At 39.7% G+C, this 17,099-nt stretch carries 5 protein-coding genes; all 5 read right to left on the bottom strand.

All coding sequences use genetic code 11. The annotated features are described in order from the left end of the window. Positions 1-340: carbohydrate-binding protein (locus tag LCF57_RS28155; RefSeq protein ID WP_413232192.1), on the bottom strand; the 340-nt coding region annotated here is incomplete at its 3' end. 304 nt (positions 341-644) lie between these two features. Further along, complete coding sequence (locus LCF57_RS10790; protein ID WP_025721395.1) at positions 645-1,367, bottom strand: thioesterase II family protein; 723 nt, start codon at positions 1,365-1,367, stop codon at positions 645-647. A 23-nt stretch (positions 1,368-1,390) separates the two neighbouring features. Next, positions 1,391-11,500 (bottom strand): non-ribosomal peptide synthetase, encoded by a 10,110-nt coding sequence (locus LCF57_RS10785; RefSeq protein ID WP_226000688.1) that lies wholly within the window; start codon positions 11,498-11,500, stop codon positions 1,391-1,393. Between the two features lie 29 nt (positions 11,501-11,529). After that, positions 11,530-16,773 (bottom strand): non-ribosomal peptide synthetase, encoded by a 5,244-nt coding sequence (locus LCF57_RS10780; RefSeq protein ID WP_318840668.1) that lies wholly within the window; start codon positions 16,771-16,773, stop codon positions 11,530-11,532. Continuing rightward, positions 16,706-17,099: AMP-binding protein (locus LCF57_RS27865; RefSeq protein ID WP_318840667.1), on the bottom strand; the 394-nt coding region annotated here is incomplete at its 5' end. The genes LCF57_RS27865 and LCF57_RS10780, both read right to left, overlap by 68 nt.

Here is a 17,099-nt window from a genome sequence, read left to right as displayed (position 1 = left end):
ATGTCCATATGTGGCTTGGAACTTCGGAAGGCTTTGTTACTGAAGGACCTGTTGGTGGCGTTGTTGGCGGTGTTGTAGGTGGCGTAGTTCCGCTGCCGCCTTTCTCCCATAAAGCAGGAACAATAGGTGGTTCCCAACCTACGAGGGAAGTATGTGCCTGACGACAGGTATAAGTACTTCCACTATATGTTACTGTATCATTTACTGCATAGGCAGTATTTGGTGCCCATGCTCCCCTAGCGGCTGCGCTCACCGGCAAGACTGCGCAAAAGGTGGATAAGAATACTGCTAAAACTACCAAAAGTGATGTGGCTTTAAAAGAAAACTTTTTGCTAGTCATTTTCAAACCTCCTTGTATTTTTCTTCTGATATTTTCCTGTGTTGCTCATTTTCAACATTTATCAGCACTATTTCCCCCCTTTGTTTTCACAAATACTTCAAGTTCATTCCATAATTAAAGCGCTTAAACAAATGATTACAATTCTGATAATACAGAAACATGAAAATAATTCCAATAGGACGTAGGTTCTACTTTCTTGAAATTTTTGATTAGACTGGAAAGAGGCTAAGTCTACAGGTCATTAAAGTCAACCTAAAAACTTAGCCTCTTGATTTCATATTAAATTTTAAATAAACTTCAGTCTTCACATACCATTGTCTGCAAAGTCGATGAGACTACTATTTATTATTGCTGCTACATCCTTTTTGTAATCGTGTATAAAAAAATGATCCCCGTCAAACATATGAATTTTACAACTTTTGGACGTATAATCATGCCATTTTGCAACGTCAAAAATAGTGGCTCCCTTTTCTCTTTTTCCCCACAATACACTTATATCGCAGTCAAGCTTAGCGTTTTTTTCAATGTGCCTGTATGTGTCAGTAATTCTAAAATCCGCTCTGAGTATCGGTAAAAACAACTCCATTAATTCATTGCTTTTCAGAACCTCTTTGGGCGTGCCTCCCAGCTTAAATACCTCATCCACAAACTCCTTATCCGGCAAATCATAGAGTACCTTCTTCTTACTTACAAAACCCGGAGGATATCTGCCGGAAATAAACATATGGACAGGATATGGATGTCCGAGCTCCTTTATTCTATAGGCAAGTTCATATACAAGTACACTGCCCATACTGTGGCCAAACAACGCATAAGGTTGTTCTTCAAGGTTGCTTATGATAATACGGTGTATATCTTCAAGCGCTTCCTCAACACTTCCGTAAAACGGTTCACCAATCCTGCTGCCTCTTCCCGCAAGCTCAATCGGGAAAAGCTCAATCCTATCATGCAAGTATTGTTCCCAATATTTATATACTGCTGCAGAACCTCCTGCATACGGCAGACAAAACAATTTAATCTTATCCATTATATCTACCCCTTATATCTGAACTATTGGTTGATCTCTTCCAATATTTCTTTAATAATAGCCGCATTTTTATCTATATATCCTGTACTTAACATATCAAAATGACTGCCAAATCCGTTATATACTTTGAACTCTCCCGTTGTTGCCTCTCTCCATCCTTCACATAAATCAGCTTCACCTTCATTGTCTTGCTGCTGTGATATAATAAGATGGATATTGGAGTTTATCTGTCCCGAGTTTATAACACTTCTAGTGTATTTATGATAATTTCTCATTCTTTCAATGGCCTTTTCAATAACTGCCTGGTTATCTCCAAACATGCCTTTTATAAGTTTCTCATTTTCTTCTATAAATTCTTTATCCTGTTGCTCAGCAAGTTTCTTAGCATCTTCGCTTTCTTCCTCAATAAGGACAAATGATTTAGCCGAATCCAGAAAGATTATATCGGATACATGATGTCCAGTTTCAATTAATACTTTAGCAACTTCAAATGCCAGATTACCTCCTGCCGAGTAACCAAATAGAATATATGGGCCCTCGGGTTTGACAGAAGTAATTGCCTTCACATACTCCTCCATCCTGCTCTCATTTTCTATAAAGTCAAAGGAATATATGGAATAAGCATTCATTTGTTTTGATAAACTACCATAAGCTATTCCATTTCCTCCTCCTGGAGGGAATGCAAACATAAGACTCTCCATTGCTGAATTAAAATGAATTGCCGGACTTGGTGTAATATAATCATTGGCGTACGTATTGTGTATAAAACGGGCAATTTCCTTTATGGTTGGGGCCATATAAAAGTCTTTTAGTGGTACCTCAACATTTAACTGTTCATAAATTCTGCTTATAAGGGATATTGCCTTCAGTGAGTATCCTCCCAGTTCAAAGAAGTTATCATTCACACCAATTTTTTGTACTCCAAGGGCATCATGCCACAGCAGTGCAAGCTTCTCCTCAACTTCACCGCAAGGCTCTACATACTCTACTGATGTAGCTAAAGTACCGTCATTTTGGGGTAAATTATTCCGATCTATTTTGCCATTGGCTGTCAAAGGCAGCTTTTCCAGCTGAACAAAGTATTGTGGTATCATGTAATCGGGAAGTTCTTTTAAGAGAAGCGCCCTTAAATCTGATATTGTAAATTCACTTTCCCCTGCTATATAAGCACACAAATACTTGTTGCCCTCCTGGTCTGTCTTTGCAATTACCGCAGCTTCTTTTATTGAAGGATGCTTTAATAGCTGCACTTCTATTTCCCCAAGCTCTATCCTAAAGCCCCTAATCTTTACCTGATGGTCTACTCTGCCTATAAATTCGATGTTTCCGTCAGGAAGCCACCTTCCAAGATCACCGGTACGATACATTCTTTCTCCAGAGCTGAAAGGATTAGCTACAAATTTTTCCGTAGTCAATTCAAGTTTGTTCAAATAGCCTTTTGCCAGCCCATCTCCAGATATATATATTTCACCAGTTGTATTAACCGGTAAGATATTCATGTCTTCATTAAGTATATATATCTTATAATTCTGCAATGGCATACCTATAGGTATACTTGTTAGATTTCTCACCTTCTCACGGCTTAAATGGTAATAAGTTGAATCTACGCAGCATTCTGTTGGACCATAAACGTTTGTTATAGTAGGGTTATTATCTTTAAACCGATCATAGAAACCTTGTATACCTTTACATGAAAGTTCTTCCCCTCCGATAATAAACTGCATAACTGAAAGACTTTCGCCAGGCCTGGCAGTATCTGTTAAAAGCTTTATATGTGCTGGTGTTCCGTCTGAAACAGCAATTGAATTCCTGTTATAGTACTTTAGAAGGCCCTCACCATCTAGCCTTGTATCCTCAGGAACTATAAACAGCGTATGGCCAAGGAGAGAAGCCGCAAATATTTGTTTTACAGATGCGTCAAAAAAGTAAGGGGACACAAGGGCAACATTTAAATAATTATCATAATTTTCATAGACAAGCTTTCTTAGTCCATAAACCAAGTTAACTACACTTCGATGCTCTATCATTGAACCCTTCGGAACTCCAGTAGATCCCGATGTATAAATGATATAAGCTAAGTCCTCTGGTTTATTTATTTTATCAAGGTTTTCAGCACTTCCAATGTATATTTCAGGGGAATCAAGCAGTAATATATTACCGTAAAACTCTGCTTTATCCGCTAAATGTGATTGCGTCAACAGCATAGTTGCATTACTATCTTCCAGTAATTTTTTTATTCTTAGTTCAGGAAGTTTGGTTGAAATTGGTAAATAGACACCTCCTGCTTTTAAAATTCCCAGTATTCCAACCTGCATATCTACGGATCTTTCTACCATTATTCCAACTATGCTGTTTTGCTTTACACCATTACTTCTAAGTGCTCTGGCAAGCTGATTTGCCTTTTCATTGAGCTGCCTGTAGGTTAATTGCTTGTCCTCAAACACTACAGCTACATTATCAGGTGTCCTTTCCACTTGGTCTTGGAACAGCTCATGTAGAGTCTTATCCCTAGGGTATTCTGCCTTTGTATCATTAAAACTATTTAGTATTTGCTGTTTTTCATCCTGAGATAGTATATTTATTTCGGACAGCATCTTTTCGGGGTAAGCTGTGATCTCTTCCAGTACATTGATGAAATGGACCCCAAGTTTTTCTATTGTCTCTTTCTTAAACAGACGAGTAGCATACTTTAACCCAAATACAATATTATTCTGGGTCTCTTGGGCGTTTAGGGTCAAATCAAATTTGGACGCCCTGAACTCATTATCATAGGGCATGAACCTTAGCCCATTCATCTTAAATTCTGATGCCTCTTTATTTTGCAAGACAAACATAGTATCAAACAGCGGATTTCTGCTCAAATCCCGCTTAATGCTAAGCTTCTCCACAAGTTCCTCAAATGGGTAATCCTGGTTTTCATAAGCCCTTAGAGCATTTTCTTTTACTACCATCAAAAACTCGCTGAAATTCTTTTTACCTTGAGGGTAATTCCTCATAGCTAGGGTATTGACAAACATGCCTATGATGTCCTGCAAATCTGTATGTGGCCTTCCTGCTATAGGGCTTCCAATTACGACATCTTCCTGTCCGGTGTATTTGAAAAGAAGCACATTGTATGAAGCTAGAAGCACCATATACAGTGTTGCTCCATGATCCACGGCAAGCTTGTTCAGTTTATGTGCAAGTTCCCGGCCTGTTTCAAAACTGACCATATCGCCTTCAAAACTCTGTATAGCCGGCCTTGGGTAGTCTACCGGCATATCAAGTACTGGTATTTCTCCCCTAAATGCCTGGAGCCAGTATTCTTCTTGTTTACTGATTGTGCCGTCAGCAAACAATTTATTCTGCCATACGGAATAGTCCTTGTACTGAATCTGAAGTGCTGGAAGATTCATTCCTTCATACAAGCTTATGAATTCTCTTACCAGTATTTCATCCGACACCCCGTCAGATATGATATGGTGTTTATCAAGCATCATGACATGCCTGTCTTCTCTAATTTTTACGAGCCCTGCTCTTAGTAAAGGAGCCTTGCCAAGGTCAAATGGCCTTATGAATTCATTTGCTGCTTCTGAGGCTTTTTCTTCGCCGGTTTCCATGTACATGATACTAAATTCCACCTCATCATGGACCTTCTGCACCGGTTCACCATCTACCATATGGAAGGAGGTCCGGAAAGCCTCATGCCTTTTTACCAGCTGATCTAAGGCTTTCTCAAAACGTTCTATATCAATACTGCCTTCTAACAACATAAACTCTGGCATATTGTATGCCACCCTTGCTCCTTCAAGCTGATTTAATATATACAGCCTTCTTTGGGAAGACGACATAGGATAGTATTCCATTTCTCCAGTGGGCTGGATAGATTGATAAATACTCTCTTGGGCTTCCTGGATGTACTTGGCAATTTCTGCAATTGTCGGCAGCTTGAATATCTCCTTAAGAGATATATTTACATTGAACTCTTTGTGAATTTTGGCTGCAAAGTTTATTGCTTTTAATGAGTGCCCCCCAAGCACAAAGAAATTATCATTTCTCCCTATTTTCTCAACCCCCAGGATATCCTGCCACAATTGTACAAGCTTCTCTTCCACTTCACCTGAAGGTGCTTCATACTCTACTCCAGTATTTAAATGAGCAGCAGGGTGGGGCAAGTTCTTCCGGTCTATCTTACCATTGGCTGTCAAAGGCATTTCATCCAGCTGCATGAAGTATGCCGGGATCATATACTCGGGCAATTCTTTTGAAAGGCATTCCCTTAGTTCAGTTATTGTCAGTTCATTTTCCCCAACGAAATATGCACACAGATCCTTGTTCTTCTGTTGGTCTTCCTTTACAATAACCACAGCTTCTTTTATTGAAGCATGTCTTAATAGCTGAGCCTCTATTTCTCCAAGTTCTATTCTAAATCCCCTTATCTTTACCTGGTGGTCCATCCTGCCTAAAAATTCTATATTCCCGTCAGGCAGCCATCTTGCCAAGTCCCCAGTACGATACATTCTTTCTCCCTTTATAAACGGGTTAGATACAAATCTTTCTGCAGTAAGCCCCGTCTTGTTTAAATAGCCTTTGGCAAGACCATCCCCAGATATATATAATTCCCCAGCGATACCTATAGGATTTACTTCTAATTTCTTACCAAGTATGAATGCTCTGGTGTTTGGCAAAGGACGGCCTATGGGGATATTATCCAATCTACTAAGCCCCGCCGCAGTAATCAAATATTCCGTAGAATCCACACAGCATTCGGTAGGACCATAAACATTTGTGATGCAAGGTTGCACATCCTCAAATCTGCTTAGGAAGTCTTTTACTGCATCAAATGGAAGAACATCTCCGCCTATAATAAAATGTCTCACTTTTAGGTTATTATCTATAGGAGGAGAATTTAACATCATATTTACGTGTATGGGCGTTCCATCCGAAATATCAATCCTATTTTCACTATAGAAGTCCAGCAGCTTTTTACCGTCTTTCCTTGCTTCCTCCGGTACAATGTACAATGCATGCCCCATTAGCAGTGCTGCGAAAATCTGCTGCACCGAAGCATCAAAAACATAAGGGGCAATGAGGCAAACATTCAACGGTGATTCATATTTGCTATATATTCTCTGGAACAGACCCTCTACCAGGTTTAATACACTCTTATTATCAATGCAAACACCTTTAGGGTTTCCCGTTGAGCCAGAGGTATAGATGATGTACGCTGTATCACCAGGCTTATTTATACATTTTATATTCACATCGTTTATAAAATTATAATCATAATCAGATAAATCAATAATCTCACCATCGAAATCATCACGATCCATAAGATGATTTTGGGTGAGTAAAATTTTGGCCTTGCTGTCCTCCATCATATACCTTTTTCTTTCCAATGGATAATTAGGATCTACAGGAAGGTACGCCCCCCCAGCCTTGATTACTGACATTATACCTATAACCATTTCAGGCGAGCGGTCCACCATTATGCCTACAATATCATCAGGCTTTACTCCCTTTTCTCTTAATGCCCTGGCCAATTGGTTTGCCTTTTGATTCAGTTCTCGGTAGGTTAATTGTTTACCTTCAAAAACCACTGCAATATGATCAGGAGTCTTTTTCACTTGCTCCTCAAACATTTGGTGTATGGTTTTATCCAGGGGATATTCGAGAGCAGTATCGTTAAAGCTGTATAATACTTGCTGTTTTTCTTCCTGTGATAACATTTCGATTTCATAAAGCCTTTTTTCGGGGTATGCTGCAATTTCTTCCAGCAAATTGATGTAATGAGCCCCAAGTCTTTCAACTGTTTCTTTCTTAAACAGTCTTGTACAGTATTCGAGTTCAAAGGCTATACCATCCTCAGTCTCAAATGCATTTAAGGTGATGTCAAATTTTGATATTCTGCCTTCTATCCCTTTGTTGTACGGCTTGAAGCTTAGATCAGACGTTATGAGCTCTGCTTTTCCAACATTGTATATGGCAAACATGGTATCAAAGAGGGGATTCCTGCTCATATCCCTCCTTATGTCCAGCTTATCCACTAATTCTTCAAACTGATAGTCCTGATTGTCGTATGCTTTCAAAGCATTTTCTTTAACTTCTTTCAAGAATTCAATAAAAGTCTTTTCTCCTTGCGGGTGGTTTCTCATGGCCAGAGTGTTTACAAACATACCTATGATGTCTTGAAGGTCAGCATGAGGCCTTCCAGCTATAGGACTTCCCACAATAATATCTTCCTGTCCAGTGTATCTAGATAACAGCACATTGTATGCAGCAAGAAGCGTCATATATAATGTAGCTCCATTGTCTGATCCAAGCTTGTTAAGTCTAACCGCAAGCTCGCTATCAGCTTCAAAGCTGATGTAGTCTCCTTCAAAGCTTTGTACTGCGGGTCTTGGGTAGTCGGTGGATAAATCCAGCACAGGGATCTCTCCCTGAAAGGTCTGGAGCCAGAATTCCTCCTGCTTACTTATGGCAGCTCCTGCAAACAATTCCCTCTGCCAAACTGAGTAGTCCTTGTACTGTATACGCAGTGGAGGAAGTATTTTCCCTTCATATAAGCTTATAAACTCTCTTACCAGTATGTCGTTGGACACTCCATCCGATATGATATGATGCATGTCAAACACCATAATATGTCTGGCTTCTCCAATCTTTACAAGTCCAACTCTTAATAGTGGAGCCTTTCCAAGGTCAAAGGGCCTTATGAATTTCTCCACTATTTCGGGAACCTTCTCTTCACTGGTTTCCAGGTACATGATACTTAGGTCCGCCTTGTCATGGACTTTCTGAGACAGCTCTTCCTCGATCATATGGAAGGAGGTTCGAAAGCTCTCATGCCTTTCTATCAGACTATGAAAAGCCTGCTCAAAACGTGCTTTATCAACAGTACCTTCCAGCAATATTATGCCAGGTATATTGTAGGCGATTCCAGCTCCTTCAAGCTGGTTTAATATATATAGTCTTTTCTGGGCGGATGACATGGGATAATATTCCATATCCCCAGCACGTTGAATGGACTGATATAGGCTCTCCTTTGAGTCTTCAATGTAGCTGGCAATTTCTAAGATGGTTGGTGTCTTGAATATTTCCTTAAGAGGTATGTCTACATTGAACTCTTTGTGAATTCTTGCTACAAGGCTTGTTGCCTTTAACGAGTGTCCTCCGAGCATAAAGAAGTTATCATTTCTTCCTACCTTCTCTATTCCAAGGATGTCCTGCCACAGCAGCGCAAGCCTTTCCTCCACTTCACCTGAAGGCGCTGCATACTCTGTTCCTGTATTTATTCTTCCATCAGGCAGCGGCAGCGCCTTTCTGTCCAATTTTCCATTTATGGTTAACGGTACTTTTGCTATCCTCATAAAATAGGATGGAATCATATAATCGGGCAGCTCTTTAGATATAAGCTCCCTTATTTCGGTCACTGTCACTTCTCGGTCAGACACTATATAAGCGCAAAGATACCTGCCTACACTTGAATCCTCCCGGTCAATGACCACCGCCTCATTTATATCAGCATGCTTCAAAAGGGCTGCTTCTATTTCCTCAAGCTCGATTCTATACCCTCTTATTTTAACCTGGTGGTCTTTTCTGCCGGCAAATGCAATATTCCCGTCAGGAAGCCACTTTGCAAGATCTCCTGTTTTATACATCAGTTCTCCAGGCATAAATGGGTTCGGTACAAACTTTTCCCTGGTAAGTTCCGGTTTTTTCAAGTATCCTCTCGCCAATCCTGCCCCGGAAACACAGAGTTCACCCTCAACACCTATGGGCTTAAGATTATTGTTTTCATCAACTATAAACACCCGGGTATTGGTAATAGGTTTACCAATAGGTACCGACTTATCGGCCGTCTCACAATCATCTGCTTTCCATACCGTTGCACATACGGTTGTCTCAGTAGGTCCATAAGCATTTATATATGAAATCCTGTTGCTCCATTTCTTTAAAAGTTCGGGAGTGGAAGCCGAACCTGCTGCAATTACCTTCTTTAAGGAAGTTACTTTTTCCGGGTCCAGATTTGCCAGATACGGAGGTGGTAAAGTAGCAATAGTTATCTCATTTTCATTTAGGTATTCTTCAAATCTTCGATAGTCATTGATAATATCGCCTGAAGATATATATAGTGTTGCTCCTGCCAATAGTCCCATAAATATTTCCCAAACTGCAGCGTCGAATGAAATTGATGCAAATTGAATAATCCTATCGCTTTCACTTACATTTAAGCGGGTCTTGAAAAACGCCTCCAGATTTGCTACCCCTTTATGTTCTACCATAACCCCTTTAGGTTTTCCTGTAGACCCAGATGTATAAATGATATATGCCAAATTTTGCGGTGAACATACCACTTCCAGGTTCATAGGGTTTCCGGCATAAAGGCTTTCATCTTCTATGTCTATATACTTCCCGTAAAACTCCACTTTCTCCAGGAATTGCTTTTGGGAAATCAGCACCCCTATCTCGCTGTCCTCGAGTAAATATTCGATTCTTGCCTTAGGGTAGTCAGGATCTATAGGCATATATGCCCCTCCGGCTTTAAGTATGCCAAATATACCTATGACCATCTCCAGTGAGCGTTCTACCATAATACCCACTATGCTGTCTGGTTTAACTCCCTTATCCCTCAACACTCTTGCAAGCTGATTTGACTTCTCATTGAGTTCCCTATAGGTTAGCTGCTTACCCTCAAACACCACTGCCGCATTGTCAGGTGTCTTCACCGCTTGTTCCTCAAATAGTTGGTGAATGGTCTTTTCCCTGTGGTATTCCTCCGTTGTATTATTGAAGCAGTGTACTATTTCTTTCTTTTCCACTTCGGTGAGTATATCAATATTCCTAATATGCATATCGGGATTATCGGTTACAATTTCTATTACCGACTGAAAATGTCCCTTGATTTTTTCTATGAAATTACCATCATATACCAGTGAGTTGTAACTGAATTTAATAGATAATTCCTTACCGCCATCAACGAGTATCCCAAAATCATAATTCGTCTGCTCGAATATTTCCATTCCAACTACATTTAAAATGCCATTACTGGATGAAGCATTAACCGCTTCATCCATAGGGTAATTTTCAAAAGCCATGACATGATGTATCAAGGCATCTTTCAAGCATGTTTTTGACTGCACATCCGCCAGAGGATAGAAACTGTACCGGTCAGATTCAAGCACCGATTGCTGCATCTCTTTGATCAGTTCGGTAAAAGTTTTATCCTCATCACAACTCACCCTTACTGCAACGGTATTTATAAATAAACCCACCATGCTCTCAATTCCCTGTATTTCATGAGGCCTTCCCGATACCACCTCACCAAACACCACATCATCGGTATTGTTATACCGCTGTAATAATATCCCCCATATGGTCTTTATAATGGTACTCATGGTTGTATTGTTTTTGGCTGCAAACTTCTCAAGATCGCTAGTTATTTGTTCAGATATTTTAAACTCCGTTTCTTCAATCCTGAAATCATCACTTGCAGACCTGCCGTTTTGGGGAAGGACTGTCTGATGCTCGTAACCTTTAAGATAGGTTTCCCAGTAATCTGCGGCCTCGTTCTGATTTCTGCCTTCCAACCATTTGATATAGCGGCTGTAAGGATATACCTTTCCTGACTCCGGCTCCCGGCTATTCATCAGGGCTTCATAGTTTTCCATAAATTCTCTAAATATATTTGCGAGACTCCACCCATCAATAATGATGTGATGAAAGCTCCATACCATGTTATAAGATTGGTAGCCTGTTTTAATTACACTTAATCTTGTTAAAATATCCCTTGATAAGTCAAAGCCCTTTTTTCTGTCTTTAACCCTGTATTCTTCTATATACCTATCCCTTAGTTCTTCGGCAAGGGAGGTAATATCCTCATAGCTGACAGACAGCTTTCTTTCCTTCATGACTACTTGTAAGGGCTTGGCTACATTTTCATACAAAAAAATTGTTCTCAAAGCGTCATACTTTTCAATAATGATATTAACGCTCTTTTCAACACAATCAATGTCCAGGATGCCTTTTATAGAAAGTGATATCTGCTCAAAGTAGGCGTCTGAATTTTTATCCATCATATAGTGGTACAATATCCCTTGCTGCATAGGAGTGAGCCGGTACATATCTTTTATGTTTTGTTTCTTCAAATCACTCATAAGTACTCCTCCTTAAATACAAACTCTTTTTATTCGAAGTTATTCAATACGTCTTCAAACTCATCCATATTCAGATCGTCTACTGTAAAATCACTGAGTGTAGCTTCTGAATAGTCCATTTCTGCACAATGGGTTATTATGTTTACTAAATGCTTTTTAAAACTCACCGCTACCCCTTCAATAGTACTCTTCTCATACTCGCCCTGGTTGTAGCTAAAGTTTAATTCCAGCTTCCCGCCTTCTACAGTTCCGCCGTTAATATCAATACAATACTCACTTTTATAGTTTGGTCCTGTAGACTCTCCGGCAGGAATATCAGACACTCCAAATAAATTGTCTACATTATCCTGGTTGAATTGACCGAGGTAATTGAAGCTTATTTCAGGGTTTAGATTAAAGTTTAAATCGGCTTTGTTTTCCGGCAAGGTAAGATATTTTAGTATGCCGTAACCTATCCCTTTGTTAGGTATATGCCTGATGTTTTCTTTTACCGATTTGATCATGCGGGAAATATCGAGTTGTCCGCTGACATCTAACACCACGGGATACTGGGTGGTGAACCATCCCACGGTCCTGCTTATGTCAATGTCTTTAATGATTTCCTCCCTGCCGTGCCCCTCCAGACTGATCAGAACCTTATCATTTCCGGTCCATTCCCTCACTGCTAATCCCAAGGCGGTAAGCAATATGTCGTTTACTTCTGTGTTATAAGCATGGTTTACCCGCTTTAGCATCTTCTCAGTCTCTTCAATACTCAGCTCGATCTTGACGCTATTGTTATTCATATACCTTCTTTCTTCAATCTCTCGGTCTTTTGGAAGCGGTATTGTTTCAGTTTTTTCCAAATTGGTCCAGTAATTTATTTCTTTTAATAGTTCAGGGCTATTGGCATACTCATCAAGCCTCTGTGCCCAATCTTTGAAAGAGTCGGTCTTGTTGCTGAATTTTATTTCATCATTGTTTAGCGCCTGTCTGTATCCTATGTCCAAATCTTCCAGTATGATTCTCCACGATACCCCATCAACTACAAGGTGGTGAATAGCTATTAGCAGGTGGTCCCCTTCTTTAGTCTTAAACAGACCAACCTTAACTAAAGGACCGTTATACAAGTCCATGCTCCTCTGAATCCTCGACGCTTCCAGCTCTATTTTTTCCCGGTAATTATAGCTGTCCCTAAGGTCTACAATTTCCAATGAAAAATGTTCACCTTCAAGGTTTTTGTTGTATTGGAGTATATTTTGATCCTCTATTTTTACCACTGTTCTAAAAATATCGTGGTGCTCTACAAGCTTTGACAATACTTTTCGAATAATAGCTTCTTCAAATCCGTTACGCCCATATATCATTATTTCCTGATTAAAATGATGGATATCCTTGCTGTCTTGTTTATACAACCATCTTTGTATAGGTGTTATCGGTACTATGCCTTCTACCGGGCCTTGATGAATTCTTCGGCTTGTAGATTGTATATATTCGACGAGTTCCTCAATTACAGGATGTTTGAATAAGTCCCGCATTTCAAGCTTTAGCCCATGGACGTTAAGACGCGACATTACCTGTATGGCTTTTATTGAGTCTCCTCCAAGGCTGAAGAAATTATCTTTTACCCCGATGTTTTCAGTTTTTAGTACGTCTTCCCATACTTTGGCCAGTATTTCTTCTCTTTCGTTTCTAGGAACTACATGCTCTACTCCGGTATTAATATTCCCCTGTGGTTCAGGCAATGCTTTCCGATCAATTTTACCGTTGGCATTAAATGGCAGCTGTTCCAGCTTCATGAAATATGCTGGTACCATGTAGTCAGGTAGTTCGTTTAAGAGATGCTCCCTTAGCTCGGAAATGGTCAATTCATTTTCCCCTACAATATATGCACACAGGTACTTCTTCCCTTGCTGCTCTTCCTTTGCAATAACCACTGCTTCCTTAATAGCAGTGTGCTTCACCAGATGTGCTTCAATTTCTCCAAGCTCTATTCTAAAGCCTCTTATCTTTACCTGGTGGTCGATCCTGCCCATGAATTCGATGTTCCCATCAGGAAGCCGCCTTACTAAGTCCCCTGTGCGGTACACTTTTTCGCCGGGAATAAACGGGTTAGGTACAAATTTTTCTGCTGTCAGTTCAGGTCTATTCAAATAGCCCCTTGCAAGACCGCTTCCACCTATCACAAGTTCACCGGCCACTCCTACAGGAGTTAATTGGTTGTGCTTGTCCAGTATATAAAGGTATACATTCTGTAAAGCTTTCCCTATAGGTACTGTTATAAGTTCTTCTGCTATTTTCTTTGTTATACTGTAACCCGCTGCATATATCGTGGACTCTGTAGGCCCATAGATATTTTCCAGAGATGTGTTCTCTGAGACATCGAAAAGCTCATGGACAAGCTTTTTGGGCAGCGCTTCTCCAGCAGCAAAAATATACCTGAGAGTTGATGGCAGTTTTATACCATTATCTTTTAAAGTTTGTACCATTATATTCAGCATTGATGGTACAAAGTTTACATGGGTTATCTTATGCTTGTTTATTACCTCTACTAACTCCATAGCTTCCTTTTCCACACCTTGGCGTGATATTACAAGCTTTCCTCCGTTGAGGAACCAGCCAAATATCTCAGCTACGGATACGTCAAAGGTATAAGTTGTTTTAAATAGAAAAGCGTCTTCCGCTTTAAGCGGATACATGGCCTGGAGGGCTGTAATTATGTTTACAACGCTAGTATGCTCAATCATTCCACCTTTGGGCTTCCCTGTCGAACCTGATGTATAAATGACGTACGCAAGGTCCGAGGGTTTGTTTACATTTTCAAGCTTTGAGTTCTCTTCATTTAAATATTCTTCCTCCAGATATATAATATCCGCATCAATCTGCTTATTTTCCATAAAGGTCCTGGAGGTCAAAAGGATCTGGGAACCACTATCGTCCAACAAATACTTTATCCTTGTATCAGGATAATTAGGATCTATCGGCAGATACGCCCCTCCAGCTTTCAATATGGCAAATATCCCCACAATCATCTCAAATGAACGTTCGGCCATAATTCCTACAATACGGTCAGGCTTTACCCCTTTGTTCCTCAATACTCTGGCCAAATGATTTGCCTTTCCGTTCAATTCCCTGTAAGTCAAGTGCTTGTCTTCATATACCACAGCTATGTTGTCAGGTGTCCTTTCCACCTGCTCAGCAAACAGCTCATGTATGGTTTTGTCCTGCGGATAGTCTTTCTTAGTATCATTAAAGTCTATCAGCAACTGCTTTCTTTCTTCATGACTTAATATAATAAGCTTGTCAACTGACCCTTTGGGGTTATGGATAAACATATTTAAAATATTAATAAAATAGTCTATACACTCTTCTGCCTGTTTTCTTTCCAATACTTTGTCCGAGTAGATCAAGCTTATATTAAGATCATCGAATGTATTACTTACTGTAAAGTCAAGACTTGTATTGGTTGCTTCATATTCATCAACTGAAATTCTATCTTTAACATCACCGATTTCTTTGTTTATTATCTCGTTATATATATGAAAATCCACATAATTGAATATGGTATCAAATAAAGGATTTTCCTCTTTGTTTTCTTTTCCGCCCAGGATATTTATGATCTCAAATAAAGGCAGTCTTCCATAAAGCTTTAAGTTTATTAATTTCTTTTCTGCAACTTTTATCAATTCCTCCCATATATCGATTTTATCAAAACACATTTTGACGGGAACCGTATTTAAGAAGCACCCCAGCATCTTATCTCCATCTTCGCATACAGGTCTGTTATTTTCTACCAAACCTACGACAAAGTCATCCTCGTATGAAAGCATATTGAGCATATAAGTGTATGCAGCAAAGCAAAGTGTCTTTAAGCTTACATCATATCTTCTGGCAGTACTTCTTAAATCACCTAAAAATTCCTGACTTAAATGGCGTGTTACATGGTCTACTTTATAAGATTTTTTTGTTTTTCCATGAATATTTGCAGGCATATTCAACCTTTTATATTCACTTAATTCCTCTCTCCAATAATTAATTACTTCCTGGTTGTCCTTAATTGTCATTTGGTCTGCTATATAATCTTTATAGCTGCATTTAAGCCGTGTTGGTATATAATCTTTTTCTTGCTTAAGCTTAGAGTATAGGTTTGAAACTTCCGTAATCAATGAAGCAACACTCCAGCCATCCAGGATAGCATGGTGGAATATCAGAACCAGACAAATATGGTTTGCGTCAAGTTTGAATATTCTTATCCTCCAAAGGGGCTTTGATATATCAAACGGATTCGCTCTGTCATTTTCCAAATATTTGTTTATATACTCAACCTGCCCTGTCCTGCTAAAATTCATGATATCTATCTGCTCAATATCAAGACTACTGCCCTTGTAAACAATTTGCACAGGAGTTTCAAAATCCTCTAAATTAAAAACCGTCCTTAAAATATCATGTTTTGACGTCATTAGAAGCATCGCTTCTTTAAATGCTGGGAAATCAAAGTCTTTGTCATTCAGATGAAATGCAAATTGGTCATGATAAACTGCATTTTCATAGTCTTTTTTGGAATGATAAATCATACCCAGCTCTATGTGACTCATCGGATATATATCTTCCATGTCCGAAGGTAACTTTTCTGAGAGAGTTTCATTCATCAATATTCGCTGTTTAAATAACTCCAGTTCTTCCCTTGCTTTACCCATCTTACTGTTAAAAGCTTCCGTATCTTTTACTTTTAAGAATGCAGACAATCTCTCAATATCAGGATTCATGTATATATCCCTGATTTGGATGTTTATATCCAACTTTTTGCATATTGTGCTGACTAATGATATTGCACGTATAGAATCTCCGCCTATTTTAAAGAAGTTGTCCCTTATTCCTACCTGTTTTGCTCCAAGCACTTCCTGCCATATTTCAACCAGTTTCTCTTCCACTTCATTCCGCGGCGCTACATATTCTGTTCCCGTACTCATACTTCCGTCAGGCTCGGGCAATGCTTTCCTGTCTATTTTTCCATTAGGGGTCAATGGCAGCTTTTCCATCTGCATAAAGTAAGAAGGGATCATGTAGTCCGGGAGCTCTTTTGACAAGTGTTCCCTCATCCCCTGTACGGTTATTTCTTGATCCGGTACGACGTACGCACAAAGATACTTATTTCCGTCAGCTCCTTCTTTGTCCAATACCACTGCTTCTTTTATTGTTTCATGCTTTAATAACCGGTTCTCTATTTCACCCAGTTCTATCCTGTAGCCTCTTATCTTTACCTGATGGTCGATCCTGCCCAGGNGCCAGGTCACCTGTCCTGTACATCCTTTCACCCGGTGCGAATGGGTTTGCTGCGAATTTTTCTTCTGTAAGTTCCGGTCTGTTCAAGTACCCTCTTGCCAGTCCATCCCCTGCTATACATAGTTCTCCCGCTACTCCTATCGGCTGCAGGCCCTTTTCCTTACTCACAACATATAACTTAATGTTATCTATGGGCTTTCCTATTGGTACAAGCTCCAATTCTTCTTCCGTGGAGCAGCCAAAGTAGGATACATCTACTGTTGCTTCTGTTGGTCCGTACAGGTTATGCAGGCTTGTTCCTTTTTCTTTGTACAGCAGCTTGTTGAACTTTTCTACT

It is taken from the genome of Paenibacillus sp. BJ-4, from assembly GCF_020404765.1.
Classification (GTDB): domain Bacteria; phylum Bacillota; class Bacilli; order Paenibacillales; family Paenibacillaceae; genus Paenibacillus.
Note: the sequence above shows the minus strand (reverse complement) of the source record. Positions and strands in the feature narration are given on the sequence as shown.

Coding starts and splice junctions, on each gene's coding strand:
- LCF57_RS10790 (WP_025721395.1), bottom strand. CDS start 1,367: ATGGATAAGATTAAATTGTTTTGTCTGCCGTATGCAGGAGGTTCTGCA.
- LCF57_RS10785 (WP_226000688.1), bottom strand. CDS start 11,500: ATGAGTGATTTGAAGAAACAAAACATAAAAGATATGTACCGGCTCACT.